This is a genomic window from Microbacterium sp. NPDC056057, from assembly GCF_042266945.1.
In the GTDB taxonomy this organism is placed as follows: Bacteria; Actinomycetota; Actinomycetes; order Actinomycetales; family Microbacteriaceae; genus Microbacterium; species Microbacterium trichothecenolyticum_C.
In genome coordinates this window covers 874,864-889,569 of record NZ_JBHJWS010000003.1, presented here as the reverse complement: position 1 = coordinate 889,569, position 14,706 = coordinate 874,864, and the positions used below count along the sequence as shown (strand labels likewise).

At 71.3% G+C, this 14,706-nt stretch carries 14 protein-coding genes; 12 read left to right on the top strand and 2 right to left on the bottom strand.

All coding sequences use genetic code 11. The annotated features are described in order from the left end of the window. Nucleotides 1–59: 59 nt before the first annotated feature. Genes ACFC1K_RS16140 through ACFC1K_RS16130 form a run of 3 tightly spaced genes read left to right on the top strand, consistent with a single transcriptional unit; the run spans nt 60 to nt 2,818 of the window. On the top strand, nt 60–536 hold the full coding sequence (locus ACFC1K_RS16140; RefSeq protein WP_375872365.1) for a hypothetical protein: 477 nt from the start codon (nt 60–62) through the stop codon (nt 534–536). Between the two features lie 52 nt (nt 537–588). Then, nucleotides 589–2,088 (top strand): multicopper oxidase family protein, encoded by a 1,500-nt coding sequence (locus ACFC1K_RS16135; protein WP_375872364.1) that lies wholly within the window; start codon nt 589–591, stop codon nt 2,086–2,088. Between the two features lie 37 nt (nt 2,089–2,125). Beyond that, on the top strand, nt 2,126–2,818 hold the full coding sequence (locus ACFC1K_RS16130) for a biotin/lipoate A/B protein ligase family protein (RefSeq protein WP_375872363.1): 693 nt from the start codon (nt 2,126–2,128) through the stop codon (nt 2,816–2,818). Between the two features lie 9 nt (nt 2,819–2,827). On the opposite strand, the gene ACFC1K_RS16125 is transcribed toward ACFC1K_RS16130, so the two are convergent. Next, nucleotides 2,828–3,754 (bottom strand): Lrp/AsnC family transcriptional regulator, encoded by a 927-nt coding sequence (locus tag ACFC1K_RS16125; RefSeq protein ID WP_375872362.1) that lies wholly within the window; start codon nt 3,752–3,754, stop codon nt 2,828–2,830. Nucleotides 3,755–3,973: 219 nt separating this feature from the next. On the opposite strand from ACFC1K_RS16125, the gene ACFC1K_RS16120 reads away from it, so the two are divergent. The 7 genes from ACFC1K_RS16120 to ACFC1K_RS16090 all read left to right on the top strand — a co-directional run bounded on the left by ACFC1K_RS16120 (nt 3,974) and on the right by ACFC1K_RS16090 (nt 11,223). Next, nucleotides 3,974–5,296 carry an MFS transporter gene (locus ACFC1K_RS16120; protein ID WP_045299080.1) on the top strand — a complete coding sequence of 441 codons (1,323 nt, stop codon included), beginning with the start codon at nt 3,974–3,976 and terminating at the stop codon, nt 5,294–5,296. A gap of 40 nt (nt 5,297–5,336) precedes the next feature. Further along, entirely contained in the window at nt 5,337–7,025 is a 1,689-nt protein-coding gene (locus ACFC1K_RS16115; RefSeq protein WP_375872361.1) for an amidohydrolase, read from the top strand. Then, nucleotides 7,022–8,686 (top strand): thiamine pyrophosphate-binding protein, encoded by a 1,665-nt coding sequence (locus tag ACFC1K_RS16110; protein WP_375872360.1) that lies wholly within the window; start codon nt 7,022–7,024, stop codon nt 8,684–8,686. The genes ACFC1K_RS16115 and ACFC1K_RS16110 overlap by 4 nt, the downstream gene beginning before the upstream one ends. After that, a complete protein-coding gene (gene speB / locus ACFC1K_RS16105) occupies nt 8,683–9,657 on the top strand; it encodes an agmatinase (RefSeq protein WP_375872359.1) in 975 nt (324 codons plus the stop codon). Before ACFC1K_RS16110 ends, speB begins: the two co-directional genes overlap by 4 nt. A gap of 82 nt (nt 9,658–9,739) precedes the next feature. After that, on the top strand, nt 9,740–10,210 hold the full coding sequence (locus tag ACFC1K_RS16100) for a hypothetical protein (RefSeq protein WP_375872358.1): 471 nt from the start codon (nt 9,740–9,742) through the stop codon (nt 10,208–10,210). A gap of 45 nt (nt 10,211–10,255) precedes the next feature. Continuing rightward, nucleotides 10,256–10,825 carry a mismatch-specific DNA-glycosylase gene (locus ACFC1K_RS16095; protein ID WP_375872357.1) on the top strand — a complete coding sequence of 190 codons (570 nt, stop codon included), beginning with the start codon at nt 10,256–10,258 and terminating at the stop codon, nt 10,823–10,825. Then, on the top strand, nt 10,822–11,223 hold the full coding sequence (locus tag ACFC1K_RS16090) for a DUF2809 domain-containing protein (protein WP_375872356.1): 402 nt from the start codon (nt 10,822–10,824) through the stop codon (nt 11,221–11,223). The genes ACFC1K_RS16095 and ACFC1K_RS16090 overlap by 4 nt, the downstream gene beginning before the upstream one ends. Before the next feature lie 100 nt (nt 11,224–11,323). Here ACFC1K_RS16090 and ACFC1K_RS16085 read toward each other — a convergent pair whose 3' ends face one another. Next, nucleotides 11,324–12,058, bottom strand: a complete 735-nt coding sequence (locus ACFC1K_RS16085) for an NADPH-dependent F420 reductase (RefSeq protein WP_375872355.1) — start codon at nt 12,056–12,058, stop codon at nt 11,324–11,326. A gap of 97 nt (nt 12,059–12,155) precedes the next feature. On the opposite strand from ACFC1K_RS16085, the gene ACFC1K_RS16080 reads away from it, so the two are divergent. Beyond that, nucleotides 12,156–13,646: a hypothetical protein gene (locus ACFC1K_RS16080; RefSeq protein WP_375872354.1), complete on the top strand. Its 1,491-nt coding sequence runs from the start codon at nt 12,156–12,158 to the stop codon at nt 13,644–13,646. A 99-nt stretch (nt 13,647–13,745) separates the two neighbouring features. After that, nucleotides 13,746–14,705: a L,D-transpeptidase family protein gene (locus ACFC1K_RS16075; RefSeq protein WP_375872353.1), complete on the top strand. Its 960-nt coding sequence runs from the start codon at nt 13,746–13,748 to the stop codon at nt 14,703–14,705. Nucleotide 14,706 lies beyond the last annotated feature (1 nt).

The window sequence follows — 14,706 nt, the reverse complement described above, 5'->3', positions numbered from 1 at the left end:
TATCAGGCGGGGGCCCAGATGCTCTGTCGTGTCGTTGAACCCGACACCGAGGAGCTGTCATGCGCATCACCTATCGCATCCTGTCATTCGCCATCTGCGCGCTCGTCGCGCTGCAGGCCGCTTCGCACGCCTGGGCGTCGGCCGGACTGGGGCTGTATATCGCCGAAGGCGGCGTCGTCGACGCGTCCGCGCAGGAGGGCCCGCCGCCGTTCCCCGAGGTGATGGGCTTCATGATCCACGGCATGAACGGCATGTTCGTCATCCCGGCGCTCGCGCTGATCCTGCTGATCGTGTCGTTCTTCGCGAAGATCCGGCGGGGCGTCGCGTTCGCCGCGGTCGTGTTCGGGCTCGTCATCCTCCAGGTGACGCTCGGCCTGTTCGGTCACGGCATCCCGCTCCTCGGGTTCTTCCACGGCGTGAACGCGCTGCTGCTGTTCACGGCGGCGCTCCTGGCCGGACTCAACGCCTCGAAGCGCCGCGTCTCGGCACAGGCCGACGCGGTCGCCGCGCCCGCTGCCGCCAGTGCTTCCGCCTAGAACCGCCTCAGCGAAGAGCCGGTGGGCGTGGTTCGCCCGCCGGCTCGGCGCTGTGCTGGGCCTGGTCGCGGTCGGGCTCGTCGGCTGGATGTGGTGGGCGAGCGTGCTCCCAGGCTCGTACTCGGCGCTCGACATGGGCGTGCCGGACTTCGGGGGCGGTGCCGGCTCCGAAGCCCACGCCGCGCCGCACGCCCATGCAGGCGCCGCCGGCGGCACAGCGGCCGCGCCCGCAACCGGTGAGACGTCCGTGCCCGACCTGATCGCCGACCCCGATCGGCCCGCCGACGTTCACGTCGAACTGACCGCGCGGGCCGAGCGCGTGAGCCTCGACGGCGGGGAGCCGTTCGACGGCTTCACCCTCAACGGCAGCACGCCGGGCCCGACGATCCGGGCGACCGAGGGCCAGCTCGTCGAGGTGGTGCTGCGCAACGAGGACGTGCCCGCCGGCGTCACCGCGCACTGGCACGGGGTCGACGTCCCCAACGCGATGGACGGCGTCGCCGGCGTCACGCAGGACGCCGTCATGCCAGGGCAGAGCTTCACCTACCGCTTCGTCGCCGAGCAGGTCGGCACGTTCTGGTACCACGCGCACCAGGCGTCGCACCCGCAGGTGGTCGGCGGCCTCTTCGGCGCGCTGATCCTCGAACCGGCTCCGGAGACGGATGCCGCAACCGCCGCCGTGACCACTGCCGGCGTCGACCTGGTCGCGGCGATCCACACCTACCCGGGCGGGCAGCGCACGATCGACGGCGCGCTCGGAGACTCCCACCACGACGCCGCTCCGGGCGACATCGTCCGTGTGCGGCTCGTGAACACCGACTCCACGCCCACGTCGGCGTGGGTGACCGGTTCGTCGCTCCGGGTGCTGGCGGTCGATGGGCACGACCTGGTCGGTCCCACGCCTGTCGACGATCACAGCGTGCAGATCACCGCAGGCGGCCGTGCCGACCTCGAGCTGCGCGTTCCCGACAGCGGCGCCGCCCGCGTGCAGGTGCCGGGGGCCTCGGTCACCATCGGCCCCGACGGCGTCGGTGCCGACGAGACGTCAGCGCCGAGGGAGCATCTCGACCTGCTGTCCTACGGCGAACCGGCAGACGTCGACTTCGACACCGAAGCGCCGGATCGTCGCTTCGCCTACGACATCGGCCGCCTCCCCGGCTTTCTCGACGGTCGCCCCGGCTACTGGTGGACGATCAACGGCGGCATGGGGGCCGCGGTGCCGATGTACATGGTCGACGAGGGCGATGTCGTCGTCATGACGATTGCCAACAGCAGCGGCGAGGCGCATCCGATGCACCTGCACGGCCACCACCTCCTCGTCCTCTCACGTGACGGCGTACCGTCGTCGGGCAGCCCGTGGTGGGTGGACTCCCTCGATGTCGCACACGGCGAGTCGTTCGAGGTCGCCTTCGTCGCCGACAACCCCGGCGTCTGGATGGACCACTGCCACAACCTCCCTCACGCCTCAGAGGGACTCATGACCCACCTCGCGTATCACGGCGTCACGACGCCTTTCCGCCTCGGGCGGGACACCGGCAATGACCCGGAGTGAACGCCCGGCCCCGCCCCTCGCGTGAGAGTGTGGGCGCATGTCCCCGCACCACGCTTCGGCGCCGCTCGTCATCCGGCAGGAGGAGCGGGCGGATGCTGCCACCGACCTCGAGCGGTCGGTCGAGCTGCTGCGAGCCGTCGCCGACGGGACCATCGCGCAGCATCGGGTGGTGCGGGTCTATGCGCCCGTGCCGACCGTTGCGATGAGCCGCCGCGAGAGCCGGCTGCCGGGATTCGACACCGCCCGGCGCGCGGCATCCGAGCGCGGCTTCGCCCCGGCGATCCGCCCGACCGGCGGGCGTGCCGTCGCCTACGACGAGAGTTGCGTCGTGTTCGACGTCGTCGCGCGCGAGGTCGAAGGCTCGATCGACCAGGCACGGTTCTTCCGGGAGGTGGGTGACGCGCTCGCCGCCTCACTCCGGGGTCTCGGCGTCGATGCCCGTGTCGGCGATGTGCCGGGGGAGTACTGCCCCGGTGAGTTCAGCCTCAATGCGCGCGGCGCCGTCAAGCTCATCGGCACCTCTCAGCGCGCCGTCAGGGGTGCTCGACTGCTGAGCGGGATGCTGCCGCTCGCGGCGGTGGATCGGTTCACCGACGTGCTCCTCGCGGTGAACGCCGCCCTCGAGCTCGACTGGGACCCGGCCACTTTCGGCACGCTGGCCACCGAGGTCCCTCGCATGCCGAGGACGATGGTCGAGGACGCCCTGATCACCGCGCTCGCCGCGGGGTGAAGCGCGGGTTCACCCCGTGATCGAGCCGAGCGGCTGCGGGATGCCGCCGCCGGCGGGCCGGAGGGTGCGGGCGTAGTCCTCCTTGAGCACCGCCAGGTGGAACCACGCCTCGACGCCCGAGACGCCGGGGATCGCTCGGATCCGCTCGAGGCTCGCGTACAGCGCGCCGGCCGACGGCTCCACGAGCGTCGTCACCACGTCGAAGCGGCCGAGGGTGCGCGCGGCGAAGTCCACGCCCCGCCACGTGCGCAGCGCCTCGGTCACGCGATCGTCGGCGTCGGCCAGGTTGAGGCCTACGCCCATCGACAGCTGGCGGTGCACGAGCCCGCGCGCCTCGACGGCGCTGATCTTGATAACGCCGCCGTCGACGAGTCGCTGCACCCGGGTCGTGACGGCCGACGGGGAGAGCCGCACGGCCTCGCCGAGCGCGCGGTAGCTCTTGCGGCCGTCGCGCTGCAGCTGCTCGATGAGCGCGGTGTCGATCGCGTCGATGGTGACGTCGCCGTGGTACTCCGACACGAAGAATCCCTTGACCACGTCGGTGTAGATGAGGGTGTTGATGTCGGCGACGCCGGGGAGCGCCCGGATCTGCGCGAGCAGGTCGTGAAGCGCCGGCATCGACCCGAGTCGTACCTCGGTGACGAGGTCGTACGCGCCGCCGACCGCCGAGACCAGCACCGTCTCGCTCAGACCCCGCAGATGCTGCGCCACCGGCTCGACCCCGCCCTGCGTGCGAATCGATACGTGGGCGAGCACGTGCTGCCCGAGGAACACCGGGTCGACCGCCGCGACGACGCGCACCGTGCCGTCGGCGAGCATCGCGTTAAGTCGCGTCGAGACGGCGGAGCGCGACTGTCCGAGGCGGCCTGCCAGCGTGTGGATGCTGGCCCGGCCGTCGACCTGCAGCTCGCGGATGAGCTCGGCGTCGAAATCCATCGCGATCCTCGAATTCGTCGATTTCCCTGAGAACGCACGGCCACGCGTACAGAAGACGAGTCTAGAACCACTCGTACAGGACGCGACATGTGATTCTGAACAGCCAATCGAACAGAACCCCAGTCGAATGCGCCCAGCGCTGGAGTTCTGCCCTTGCCAGCGGCATCCGTTCGTCCCTAACGTTCATCGCATCCCCGATACATCCGCAAAGGAGCGGTCATGACTTCCACCACCAGCAGGGCGCGGCGCGCAGGCATCGCCGCGTTCGTGGGAACCACCATCGAGTGGTACGACTTCTACGTCTACGCGACCGCCGCCGCGCTGGTGTTCGGGCCGCTGTTCTTCCCGAGCGGCGACCCGCTCGCCGAGACCGCGGCCGCCTTCGCGACGTTCGCCGTGGCCTTCCTCGTGCGTCCGCTCGGCGGCATCATCTTCGGCCACATCGGCGACAAGCTCGGGCGTCGCGTCTCGCTCGTGATCACGCTCCTGCTGATGGGCGTCTCGACGGTGCTGGTCGGCTGCCTCCCGACCTACGAGGCGATCGGCATCGTGGCCCCGATCCTGCTGATCCTGCTGCGTGCCCTGCAGGGCCTCGCGGTCGGCGGCGAGTGGGGCGGCGCCGTCCTCATGAGCGTGGAGCACGCTCCCGCCGGCAAGAAGACCTTCTACGGCGGCTTCACGCAGCTGGGCAACCCCGCGGGTGCGCTGCTGGCCTCGGGAATCTTCGCGATCATGTCGCGCTTCGGCGACGACTTCATCATGAACGGCGGATGGCGCATCCCGTTCCTGCTCTCGATCGTGCTCGTGGCCGTCGGCTTCTGGGTGCGCTACCGCGTCGAGGAGTCGCCGGTCTTCGAGCAGAAGGTCGAGGGCCGCAAGCAGACCATGCCGCTCGCGTTCGCACTGCGCGTCAACTGGAAGCCGATCCTCCTCGGCATCGGCCTGCTGCCGATCTCGACCGGCGGCTACTACCTGGCCACCACGTTCGCGACCTCGTACGCGACCGGTGAGCCGATCAGCATGAGCCCGCAGCTCATCCTCGACGCCATGACCATCGCCTCGTTCATCGAGTTCGTCGTGACGCTGCCGGTCGCGTGGCTCGGCGACAAGTGGGGCCGCAAGAACATCATGTACATCGGCCTGGTGACCTCGGTGCTCACGTTCGTGCCGTTCATGCTGGTGCTCCCCGGCAAGGTCGAGCCCGTCATCTTCCTGCTCGCGTCGCTCGTGCGCATCGCCATGAGCGCCACCTACGCGCCCATCGCCGCGATCCTCGCGCAGATGTTCCGCCCGCAGGCGCGCTACACGTCGATCGCCCTGTCGTACGGCGTCGGAGCGGCGATCTGGGCCGGCTTCTCGCCCTGGTTCGCGACCATGCTCATCGCGTGGACGGGCAGCGTCTGGTCGGTCATCTTCATGTTCATCGGCATGGCCCTGCTCGCCGGCCTCTGCACCTGGCTCGCACCGCAGCACTCCGACGAGGCGCCCGTGACGGACTCGTTCACGCCGCGCACCGACACCACGGCCGCCCGCACGCTCTGAGCACGGCTCCGTCCGCACTCGAACTCGAACCGAGGACACCATGAGAAAGCTCGCCCCCTTCGACCGCCCCGCGCAGCAGACCCCGCGCTTGGTGATCGCCGGTGCCATCCACACCGTCGACGCGCAGGGCAGCACCGCCACCGCGATGCTGACCGACCGCGGCCGCATCGTCGCGATCGGCACGACAGCGGAGTGCCGGGATGCTGCGGCCGCCCTCCGCCTGGACCCCGAGGTCGTCGACCTCGGCGACGCGGTCGTCGTGCCGGGCTTCGTCGACGCCCACGCCCACCCGCTCATGTACGGCCAGCTCATGACCTGGGTGGACTGCGGTCCCGAGAAGGCCGCGAGCATCCCCGAGATCGTCGCTCTCCTGAAGGCCGCCGCGGCCGAGGTGCCCGCAGGCCGCCCGGTGCGGGGGTACGGCTACGAGCACCGCAACCTCGCCGAGCAGCGGCATCCGTCCCGATTCGAACTCGACGAGGTCGCGACCGACCGTGAGGTCTACCTCATGAACGCGTCGGGGCACGGCGGTGTCGTGAACTCGTACACGTTCGAGCGGGGCGGCGTCGACCGTGACACCCCGAACCCCGAGGGCGGCGAGATCTTCCGCGACGCCGACGGCGAGCTGACCGGCGAGATCTCGGATGCCGCGTGCAACATGCTCACCGGAGTGCACGGCGTGAAGATCGGCCACCACGGTCCGAACTTCCACCTCGCCGACGAGCCGGAGGAGCACCTTCGGCAGTTGGATGTCGCGACGCAGCGCTTCCTCGCCGGCGGAGTGACCACGATCGGCGACGCGCAGGTGTCACGGCGCGAGTTCGACATGTACCTGCGGCTCGCGGAGGCCGGGCGCCTGCAGCTGCGGGTGTCGATGTACCTGCTGTCGCACCTGCTCGACGACGCACTCGAGATGGGGCTCGTCGGCCAGTTCGGCAACGCGCACCTGAGCTTCGCCGGGATCAAGCTCTACGCCGACGGCACGCTCGGCGGCTGGACGGCGTACTTCCCCGACGGCTACGTGGGCGACCCGTGCCGCACGGGTCAGCTGTACCACGAGCCCGCCGAGTACACGGCGCTCATCCGCAAGGCGCACGCGGCGGGGCTCCAGACCGCGACCCACGCGCAGTCGCCGACGGCGATCGAGATGGTGGTGTCGGCGATCGAGGCGGCGCTCGCCGAGCACCCCGACGATGACGCCAGGCACCGCATCGAGCACTGCGGGCTGCCGACGCCCGAGCAGATCCAGCGCATGGCGGCAGCCGGCATCCGTCCCGTCAACCAGACCCAGCACTACTTCAACTGGGGCGAGGGCGTCGAGCAGGCGATCGGCACGCCGGGGGAGCGGTTCAACCCGCTCGGCGAGTTCGAGGCGGCCGGGGTGCCGTTCACGATCTCGTCCGATGCGCCGGTGGCCGAGCCGATCCCGCTCGAGGCGATCCAGACCGCCGTCACCCGCGTGACGCGCCGTGGGCACAAGCTCGGTCCCGACAACCTGCGGGTCTCGGCGGACGCCGCGCTCCGCGCGCACACGTACGAGGGCGCCGTGTCGCTCGGCCGAGAAGACGACCTGGGCTCGCTCGAGGCCGGCAAGTACGCCGACTTCGCGGTGCTCGGGGCAGACCCGCTGGCTGTCGATGCGAGCGAGATCTCGCAGATACCGGTGCTCGAGACGTGGGTCGCGGGCGAGCGCCGGTACGCGATGGCGCGCGTCGAGGCGCTGACGTGACCGCCGACGCCGGGGCGCCGTACGCCGACACGGCCGGGCGCGCCGTGCTCGAGACGGTGCGCAACTACGGGGTGACCGCCGTGTTCGCCATCCCGGGCACCCACAACCTCGAGCTCTACCGTCCGCTGGCCGACCTCGGCCTGCGCGCGGTGACCAACCGCCACGAGCAGGGCTCCGGCTACGGCGCCGACGGCTGGGCGCAGCAGACCGGGCTGCCGGGCGTCGTCATCACGACGTCGGGGCCGGGGCTGCAGAATGCGATGAGCGCGATCGGCACGGCGTTCTGCGAGTCGCGTCCGCTGCTGGTGATCTCGCCCGGCGTCGCGCTCGGGGCCGAGTTCCGCGACGTCGGCACGCTCCATGAGACGAAGGACGCCACCGCGATGGTCGGCGCGATCGCGGAGTGGTCACGCCGCGTGACGAGCGCGGCGGATGCCGTCGACGCGGTGCACGACGCGTTCGCGCTGTTCCGCACCGGGCGCCCCCGCCCGGTGCACATCGAGATCCCGCTGGATGTGCTCGAGGCTCCGGCCGACGTGCCGACGGCGGCTCGCCAAGCTCGTCCCGCTCCCGCGCCGGTTCGCGGTGACGCGGGTGCGGTGCGTGATGCCGTGAAGCTGCTGACGGATGCTGCGCGCCCGGTGATCGTCGCCGGCGGCGGCGCCACGCGCGCCGGCCGTGCGATCACGGCGCTCGCCGAGCGGCTCGGTGCCCCGGTCGTCACGACCTTGAACGGCAAAGCCACCGTCGACGAGCACCACCCGCTGTCGCTGGGCTCGAACCTGCGGCTCGAGGCCGCGCGCACGGTCGCCGAGGACGCGGACGTGCTGCTCGTGCTCGGTTCGAAGCTCGGTGAGGCCGAGCTGTGGGCGCCGCTGCTCGAGGCGCGCGGCGCGGTGATCCGCGTCGACATCTCGGCCGCGCAGCTCCACAAGAACCTCGACGCGTCCGTCGGCATCGTGGGGGACTGCGCCGCCGTGGTCGAGGAGCTCCTCGCCGCGCTTCCCGACGAGCCTCGGCCGCCCCGCGACGTCACGGCGGAGCGGGCTGAGATCGCGACCGAGACCGCCGGCATCCTGCCCGAGACGGTCGCGCTCGCCGAGACCATCGCCGCGGCGCTGCCGCACGACGCCATCGTCGCGGGCGACTCGTCGCAGATCGTCTACATGGCCCTCGCCAACGTGCTGCGCCAGTCGTGCCCGCACTCCCTCCTGTACACACCGACCTACGCGACGCTCGGCTACGGCCTTCCCGCGGCGATCGGCGCACGCGTCGCCCAGCCCGCGGAGGGCGCCCGGCCCGTCGTCGCCGTGGTCGGCGACGGTGCGCTCATGTTCTGCGTCAACGAGCTGGTGACCGCGGTCGAGCAGCGCCTGGACCTCACCGTCGTGTGCGTCGACAACGGCGGATACGCCGAGATCAAGCAGAACGAGGTGGACCGCGGCATCCGTCCCGTCGGCGTCGATCTCGTGCAGCCCGATTGGGTCGCCCTCGCGAACGCGTTCGGGGCGACGGGCCGACGCGCCGAGACCCCCGATGACATCGGGTCGGCGATCACCGAGGCGATCGCCGCCGGCGGCGTGCAACTCGTCCACATTCCGCAGGACGCCGGGGCGCAGCATCCGTCCACCGAATCCTCCACCCCGAGAGGTGAGTCATGACCGACAACCACGAGCCCGTCGGACCCGTCGACGCGTCCGTCTATCCGCGCTACGCGGGGATCGCCACCTTCGCGCGCCTGCCGCGCATCGAGGAGGTGCCGAGCGCCGACCTCGCGATCGTCGGCATCCCGTTCGACACCGGCGTGAGCTACCGCCCGGGCGCGCGGTTCGGCCCCTCGCACGTGCGCGAGTCGTCGCGGCTGCTGCGTCCGTACAACCCCGCGCAGGACGTGTCGCCGTTCGCCGCGGCGCAGGTCGTCGATGCCGGCGACATCCCGGCGAACCCGTTCGACATCGGCGAGGCCGTCGCCGACATCGAGACCGCGGCCACGGCCCTCGGCGAGCGCGTCGACCGCATCGTCACCGTCGGCGGCGACCACACGGTCGCACTCCCGCTGCTGCGCGCCGTGAACAAGAAGCACGGGCCGGTCGCGGTGCTGCACTTCGACGCGCACCTCGACACGTGGGACACCTACTTCGGCGCGCCGATCACCCACGGCACGCCCTTCCGCCGCGCGAGCGAGGAAGGTCTCATCGACCTCACCGCGAGCTGCCACGTCGGCACGCGCGGCCCGCTGTACTCGAAGCAGGATCTCGACGACGACGAGCGCCTCGGCTTCTCGATCGTCTCGAGCGTCGACATCGAGGAGCGCGGCATCGAGGCCGCGATCGAGCGCGTGCGCCGCCGCGTCGGCGACAAGCCGCTGTACATCTCGATCGACATCGACGTTCTCGACCCCGCCCACGCCCCCGGCACCGGAACCCCCGAGGCGGGCGGCATGACGAGCCGGGAGCTGCTCCGGATGCTGCGAGCCCTGAGCGACCTGAACGTCGTGGGCGCTGACGTGGTCGAGGTGTCGCCCGCGTACGACCACGCGCAGCTCACCGGCATCGCCGCGAGCCACGTCCTCTATGAGCTCGTCACGCTCATGGCCGCGCAGATCGAGGCCGCGCGGGAGCTGAGTTCCTAGCGTGCACCTTGCCCGGTGACAAGCCCCTCCACAGAGCGTTCTGCCCGCCGCAGGCTGGGAGGACCCCAGAAGGAGGACGGTCATGAGCGACCACGCAGACCACATGGACACCCCGGAGCAGAACGTGCGCGCCGAGGAGCCGATCGCGGCCACGCGCCGCGAGCAGCGCGAGCGCGCGGCGACGGGCCCCGGCGCCGGCACTCAGGCCGACGCCCGGCAGGACGCGGTGCCGGGAAGGGATGAGTCGAGCCCGCAGGAGCCCGTCGAGCACAGCGCGACGACCGACCACGACGTGATCCGCCAGTGGGCGGAGGACCGCCACGCGACGCCGGCGACCGTCGAGGGCACCTCACAGGAGGGAAACGTCGGCGAGCTCCGCCTCGACTTCGACTTCGGCAACGACCTCGAAGACCTCCAGGAGGTCTCGTGGGACGACTGGTTCCGCGCCTTCGACGAGCGCGGACTGGAGTTCGTGTTCCAGGAGAGCACCCGCCCCGACGGGTCGGCCTCGAACGACTTCACCCTCGAGCCGGCGGGTCAGGCGCGCACCTGACGCCTCGGTGCCGGGCTGCGCCCGCGGGTGCGTGAGACTGAACGCATGGGTTTCACGCGCGCCGAACTGCAGACGTACCGCGGGCGCAGCATCCCGGATCTCATGCCCGCGAACCCGAAGCTGGTGTTCGTGGGCATCAACCCCGGTCTGTGGACGGCCGCCACCGGCGTGCCGTTCGCATACCCGGGCAATCGCTTCTACCCGGCCCTCGTCGCGGCGGGCATCATCGAACGGATGCCGCGCATCGACGACGACGGCATGGCCGAGGCCGACCGCCGCATGCTGCTCGACGCGGGCATCGGCATCTCGAGCATCGTGCGACGCGCCACCGCGCGGGCGGACGAGCTCTCGCGGACGGAGCTGAGCGAGGGCGCGGAGCGGCTGGCCCGCGATGTCGCCGGATGGAAGCCGGAGGTGGTCGCGATCCTCGGGCTCACCGCCTACCGGCAGGGCTTCGCGCGGCCGCGGGCGATGGCCGGCCGGCAGCCGGACGATCTCGGCGGTGCCGCGCTGTGGGTGGTGCCCAATCCGAGCGGCCTGAACGCCCACATGACGGTGGCGACGCTCGCCGAGGCGTATGCGGAGCCCGCCCGAGCCGCCGGCGTGATCTCGTGACCCGCTCTCGCCGGCTCGTCGCCGCGCTGCTGCTCGTCGTGACGATCGCCGCCGGACTGCTGGTGCACGGGGTTCGCCCCGATACGGCCGCCACCGACATCGCCGGCGACGCCCTGTACGCCGTCGCGGCGTACCTCGCGGTGGTGCTCATCGCCCCGCGCCTTCCCGCGCTCGCCACCGGCGCGATCGCCGCCGCGTGGTGCGTGGCGGTCGAGTTGTTCCAGCTCACCGGACTCCCGCTCGCCTGGGGTGCGACCTTCCCGCCCGTGATGCTCGTCCTCGGCACGGTCTTCGACGCTCGCGACCTCTTGGTCTACGTCGCGACGCTCGTCCTCGCGACCGCGGTCGATGCGCTGATCCGCAGGGCTGGGAGCGGGGCCGCGGCTCCTCGTCCCTGACCCCCCTTCAACAGGTCAACCGGGTCTCTGCGGGACCGATTGGCGCGCGATTCTCCTGTAGAACCCCGGTTGACCTGTGGGAAGAAGGGAGGAAGCGGGGTCAACCCGCGGCGCGGGCGCGGGCGCGGGCGACCACGATCCCGCGCTGCGACGTGGGGAAGCGGTCGAGCATCGCGCGGAGCTCGATCGCGTCGACGTCGGCGCCGAAGGCCTCGGCGCCGGGCTCGAGCATGATGCCCGCCGCGAGAGGTCCCGCCAGTACGGGGTCGAAGCCGAGGTCGTCGACGAGCCGCATCACGACCTCGACATCCGACGTGGAGTCGCCCGCCACCGCGATCGCCTTCCGCCCCGAAGCCCCGACCGAGCGCGCTTCCTCGTCGAGGTCGCGGTATCCCATGTGGTTGAACGCCTTCACGACCCGGGCGTCGGGCAGGAACCGCTGCACCGTCTCGCTCGTCGTGGTGCGCAGGTCGCCGAAGTCGGCCCGCAGGCCGTCCACCTCCCACCAGTAGTTCATCGCGTCGATCACGAGCTTCCCCCGCAGAGCGTCGACGGGCAGCGTGTGGTGCTGGGGGAGCGGCAGCGCGAGCACGATCGCATCGGCGTCGCGTGCGGCGATGGATGCCTCGACCGCGACCGCGCCGGGAGCCACCGCTTCGACCGTTCCTGCGATCCGTTCGCGGTCGCCCGACCCGGCGACGAGCACGCGGTAACCGGCGGCGATCGCGAGGCGGGCGAGCACCTGCCCCACGCGCCCTGCGCCGATGATGCCGAGCGTCCGGATGCGGGGCGGCGCCGCGGCATCCGTGATCCCCGTCCGCGTCAGCTCACCCACGCGAATCAGGCTAGCCCGCCGTATCAGCCGTGAGTCGTTTCCGCTCCTCACCGGTGGAGATCCGCCCGCCGGGCGGTCCCGGGGAACGGAGGCAGCTATGGCCGAGTCATGGACGATACGTCTGGAGCGGCTGTTCGTCGACAATGCGGACGAGGACGACTTCTGGTCGGACGGAGACGAGCCGTACATCGTGATGGTCGGCTTCCGGTCGAAATTCCTCACGCCGGGGTCGACGAGCGTGTTCTGGAGCGGCGTGCTCAACGACGACTGGGCGAACGGGATCGACTCGGGGGAGTCGAAGGCCGTTCCCGCCAACCAGGGCGCCGTGCGCTTCGACGACGTCACCCGTCCGACGACGGACCAGGTGAAGTCGGGGCAGTTCCCCGAGCTGCTCGGCGCGCTCGTGCTCGTGTTCGAGTCCGACGCGACGCCGTTCTCGGCGGTGCGCGGGCTCATCAACGACCTCATCGCGGCGGTCCGCACGCAGTTGAAGAGCCTCGTCGAGGGCGGCAAGCTGTCGCTCACCGACCCGAAGCCCGACATCGATGCGGCCGTCGCGAAGATCCGCGCCGCGATCGAGCCCGACACGCTCGGCAAGATCGGGCTCTTCCTGCGGTCGTGGGGCGACCCCGACGACCTCATCGGGATGACGCCGCTCATCTTCGCGGCCGTCGACACGTCGATGGGGCTGCCGATCCCGGTGGTCGCGCCGGCGCCGGTCAACCTCACGTACACACCGAGCGGCGTCAAGTACCGGCTGACGGGGAACCTCTCGCAGGCGCCGACAGGCGTCGGCTGGGAGTCTCTGGGCGGCGGGCTGAACACCGGCCCGGCGGCGGCCTCGTGGGGCCCCGGTCGGCTCGACGTGTTCGCGGCGGGCACCGACAACGCGGTCTGGCACAAGTGGTTCGACGGCGGCTGGCACAACTGGGAGTCGCTCGGCGGCATCATCACCGCCGACCCGGCGGTGTCGTCGTGGGGAACGCGCCGGCTCGACGTCTTCGCCCGCGGCACCGACAACGCGCTCTGGCACAAGTGGTTCGACGGCAGCTGGCACGACTGGGAGTCGCTGGGCGGCGGACTGAGCTCGGGCCCGGCAGCCGCCTCGTGGGGCCCGGGACGCGTCGACGTGTTCGTGCGCGGCACCGACAACGCCCTGTGGCACAAGTGGTTCGACGGCAGCTGGAGCGGGTGGGAGTCCCTCGGCGGAGGTCTCACCTCCGACCCCGCGGTCGCGTCCTGGGGTCCGGGACGCCTCGACGTGTTCGTGCGCGGCACCGACAACGCCCTCTGGCACAAGTGGTTCGACGGCGGCTGGAGCGGCTGGGAGTCGCTCGGCGGCGTGCTGACGTCGTCTCCGGGTGTCGCCGCGTGGGGTCCCGGGCGCCTCGACGTCGTCGTGCGCGGCACCGACAACGCCTGCTGGCACAAGTGGTTCGAGAACGGCTGGAGCGGCTGGGAGACCCTCGGCGGCGGCTTCACGTCGTCGCTCGACATCTCCCCGTGGGGTCCGCGCCGGCTCGACATCGTGGGCCGCGGCAACGACGGTGCCCTGTGGCACAGCTGGTTCGACAACGGCTGGTCCTGACGGATCAGGGATGCCTCGTCCCGGCGCATTCGCCGGGACGAGGCATCCCTGTGTCGGCGTCAGGTTGCGGCATCCGTCATCGCGACCGACGATGGGGGAATGGGGGATGCCGAGACCGACGGCCCGGCGGCCGTCGAGCCTGATGCCGCCGCGCCGACGAAGCGCCGACGGAACGTCTGGGCCATCGTCGCGCTCGCCGTCGTGATCCTCGCCGGTGCCCTGACCGCGGCCTGGCTTCTGCGTCCGCCCGCCACGGAGGCAGCGCCCGCACCGACACCGACGGCCACCTCGACACCCACGCCGACCCGCACCCCCACGCCGACCCCGACGCCCACCCCCACGGGGTTCGCCGCGAACACCGCGTCGTACGACGTGGCGACCCTGCCGCAGATCAACGTCTTCGCCGTCATCCCGGCGCTCCCGGTCGACGACGCCGCGTTCACCGCCCCGCTGCCCGCGCACGCGGTCGCAAAGGGCATCGGCGCCCCCGTCTGGGCCGATCCCGCCGCCGAGCCCGTGGCCTATCTTCCACACGAGTTCCCCTACGACGGCACCTCAGTGCCCGTCGTCGAGGAGCAGGAGAACTGGGTCAAGGTCCTGCTCACGGGTCGTCAGGCTGTCCCTTCGCAGGGCAATCCGGCGCAGACCACCGGATGGATGCGCAAGACCGACGTCGACCTCGCCCCGACCGACGCGAGCGTCGTCGTGAGCATCTCGGGCCGCACGATCGACATCGTCCGCGCCGGCGTGCCGGAGCGCATCGCGTCGGACTTCGCGTGGGGCACCGACCGCACGCCCACCCCGCTCGGCCGCGCGTTCATCATGACGACGCGCGTCGTGCCCGAGTACGCGTACACGCGCGGCCACCCCATCGTGTACCTATCGGTGCAGTCGCCGACCCTCGACGGCTTCGGGGGCGCGGACGTCGCGGTCACGGCCTTCCACTACCACGACGACCGCTCCGGGCCGATTTCGAACGGATGCCTCCGCGTCGACCCCGATGCGATCACCAAGCTCTCCGAACTCCCGCTCGGCACCCCCGTCATCGTCAACCCGTAAG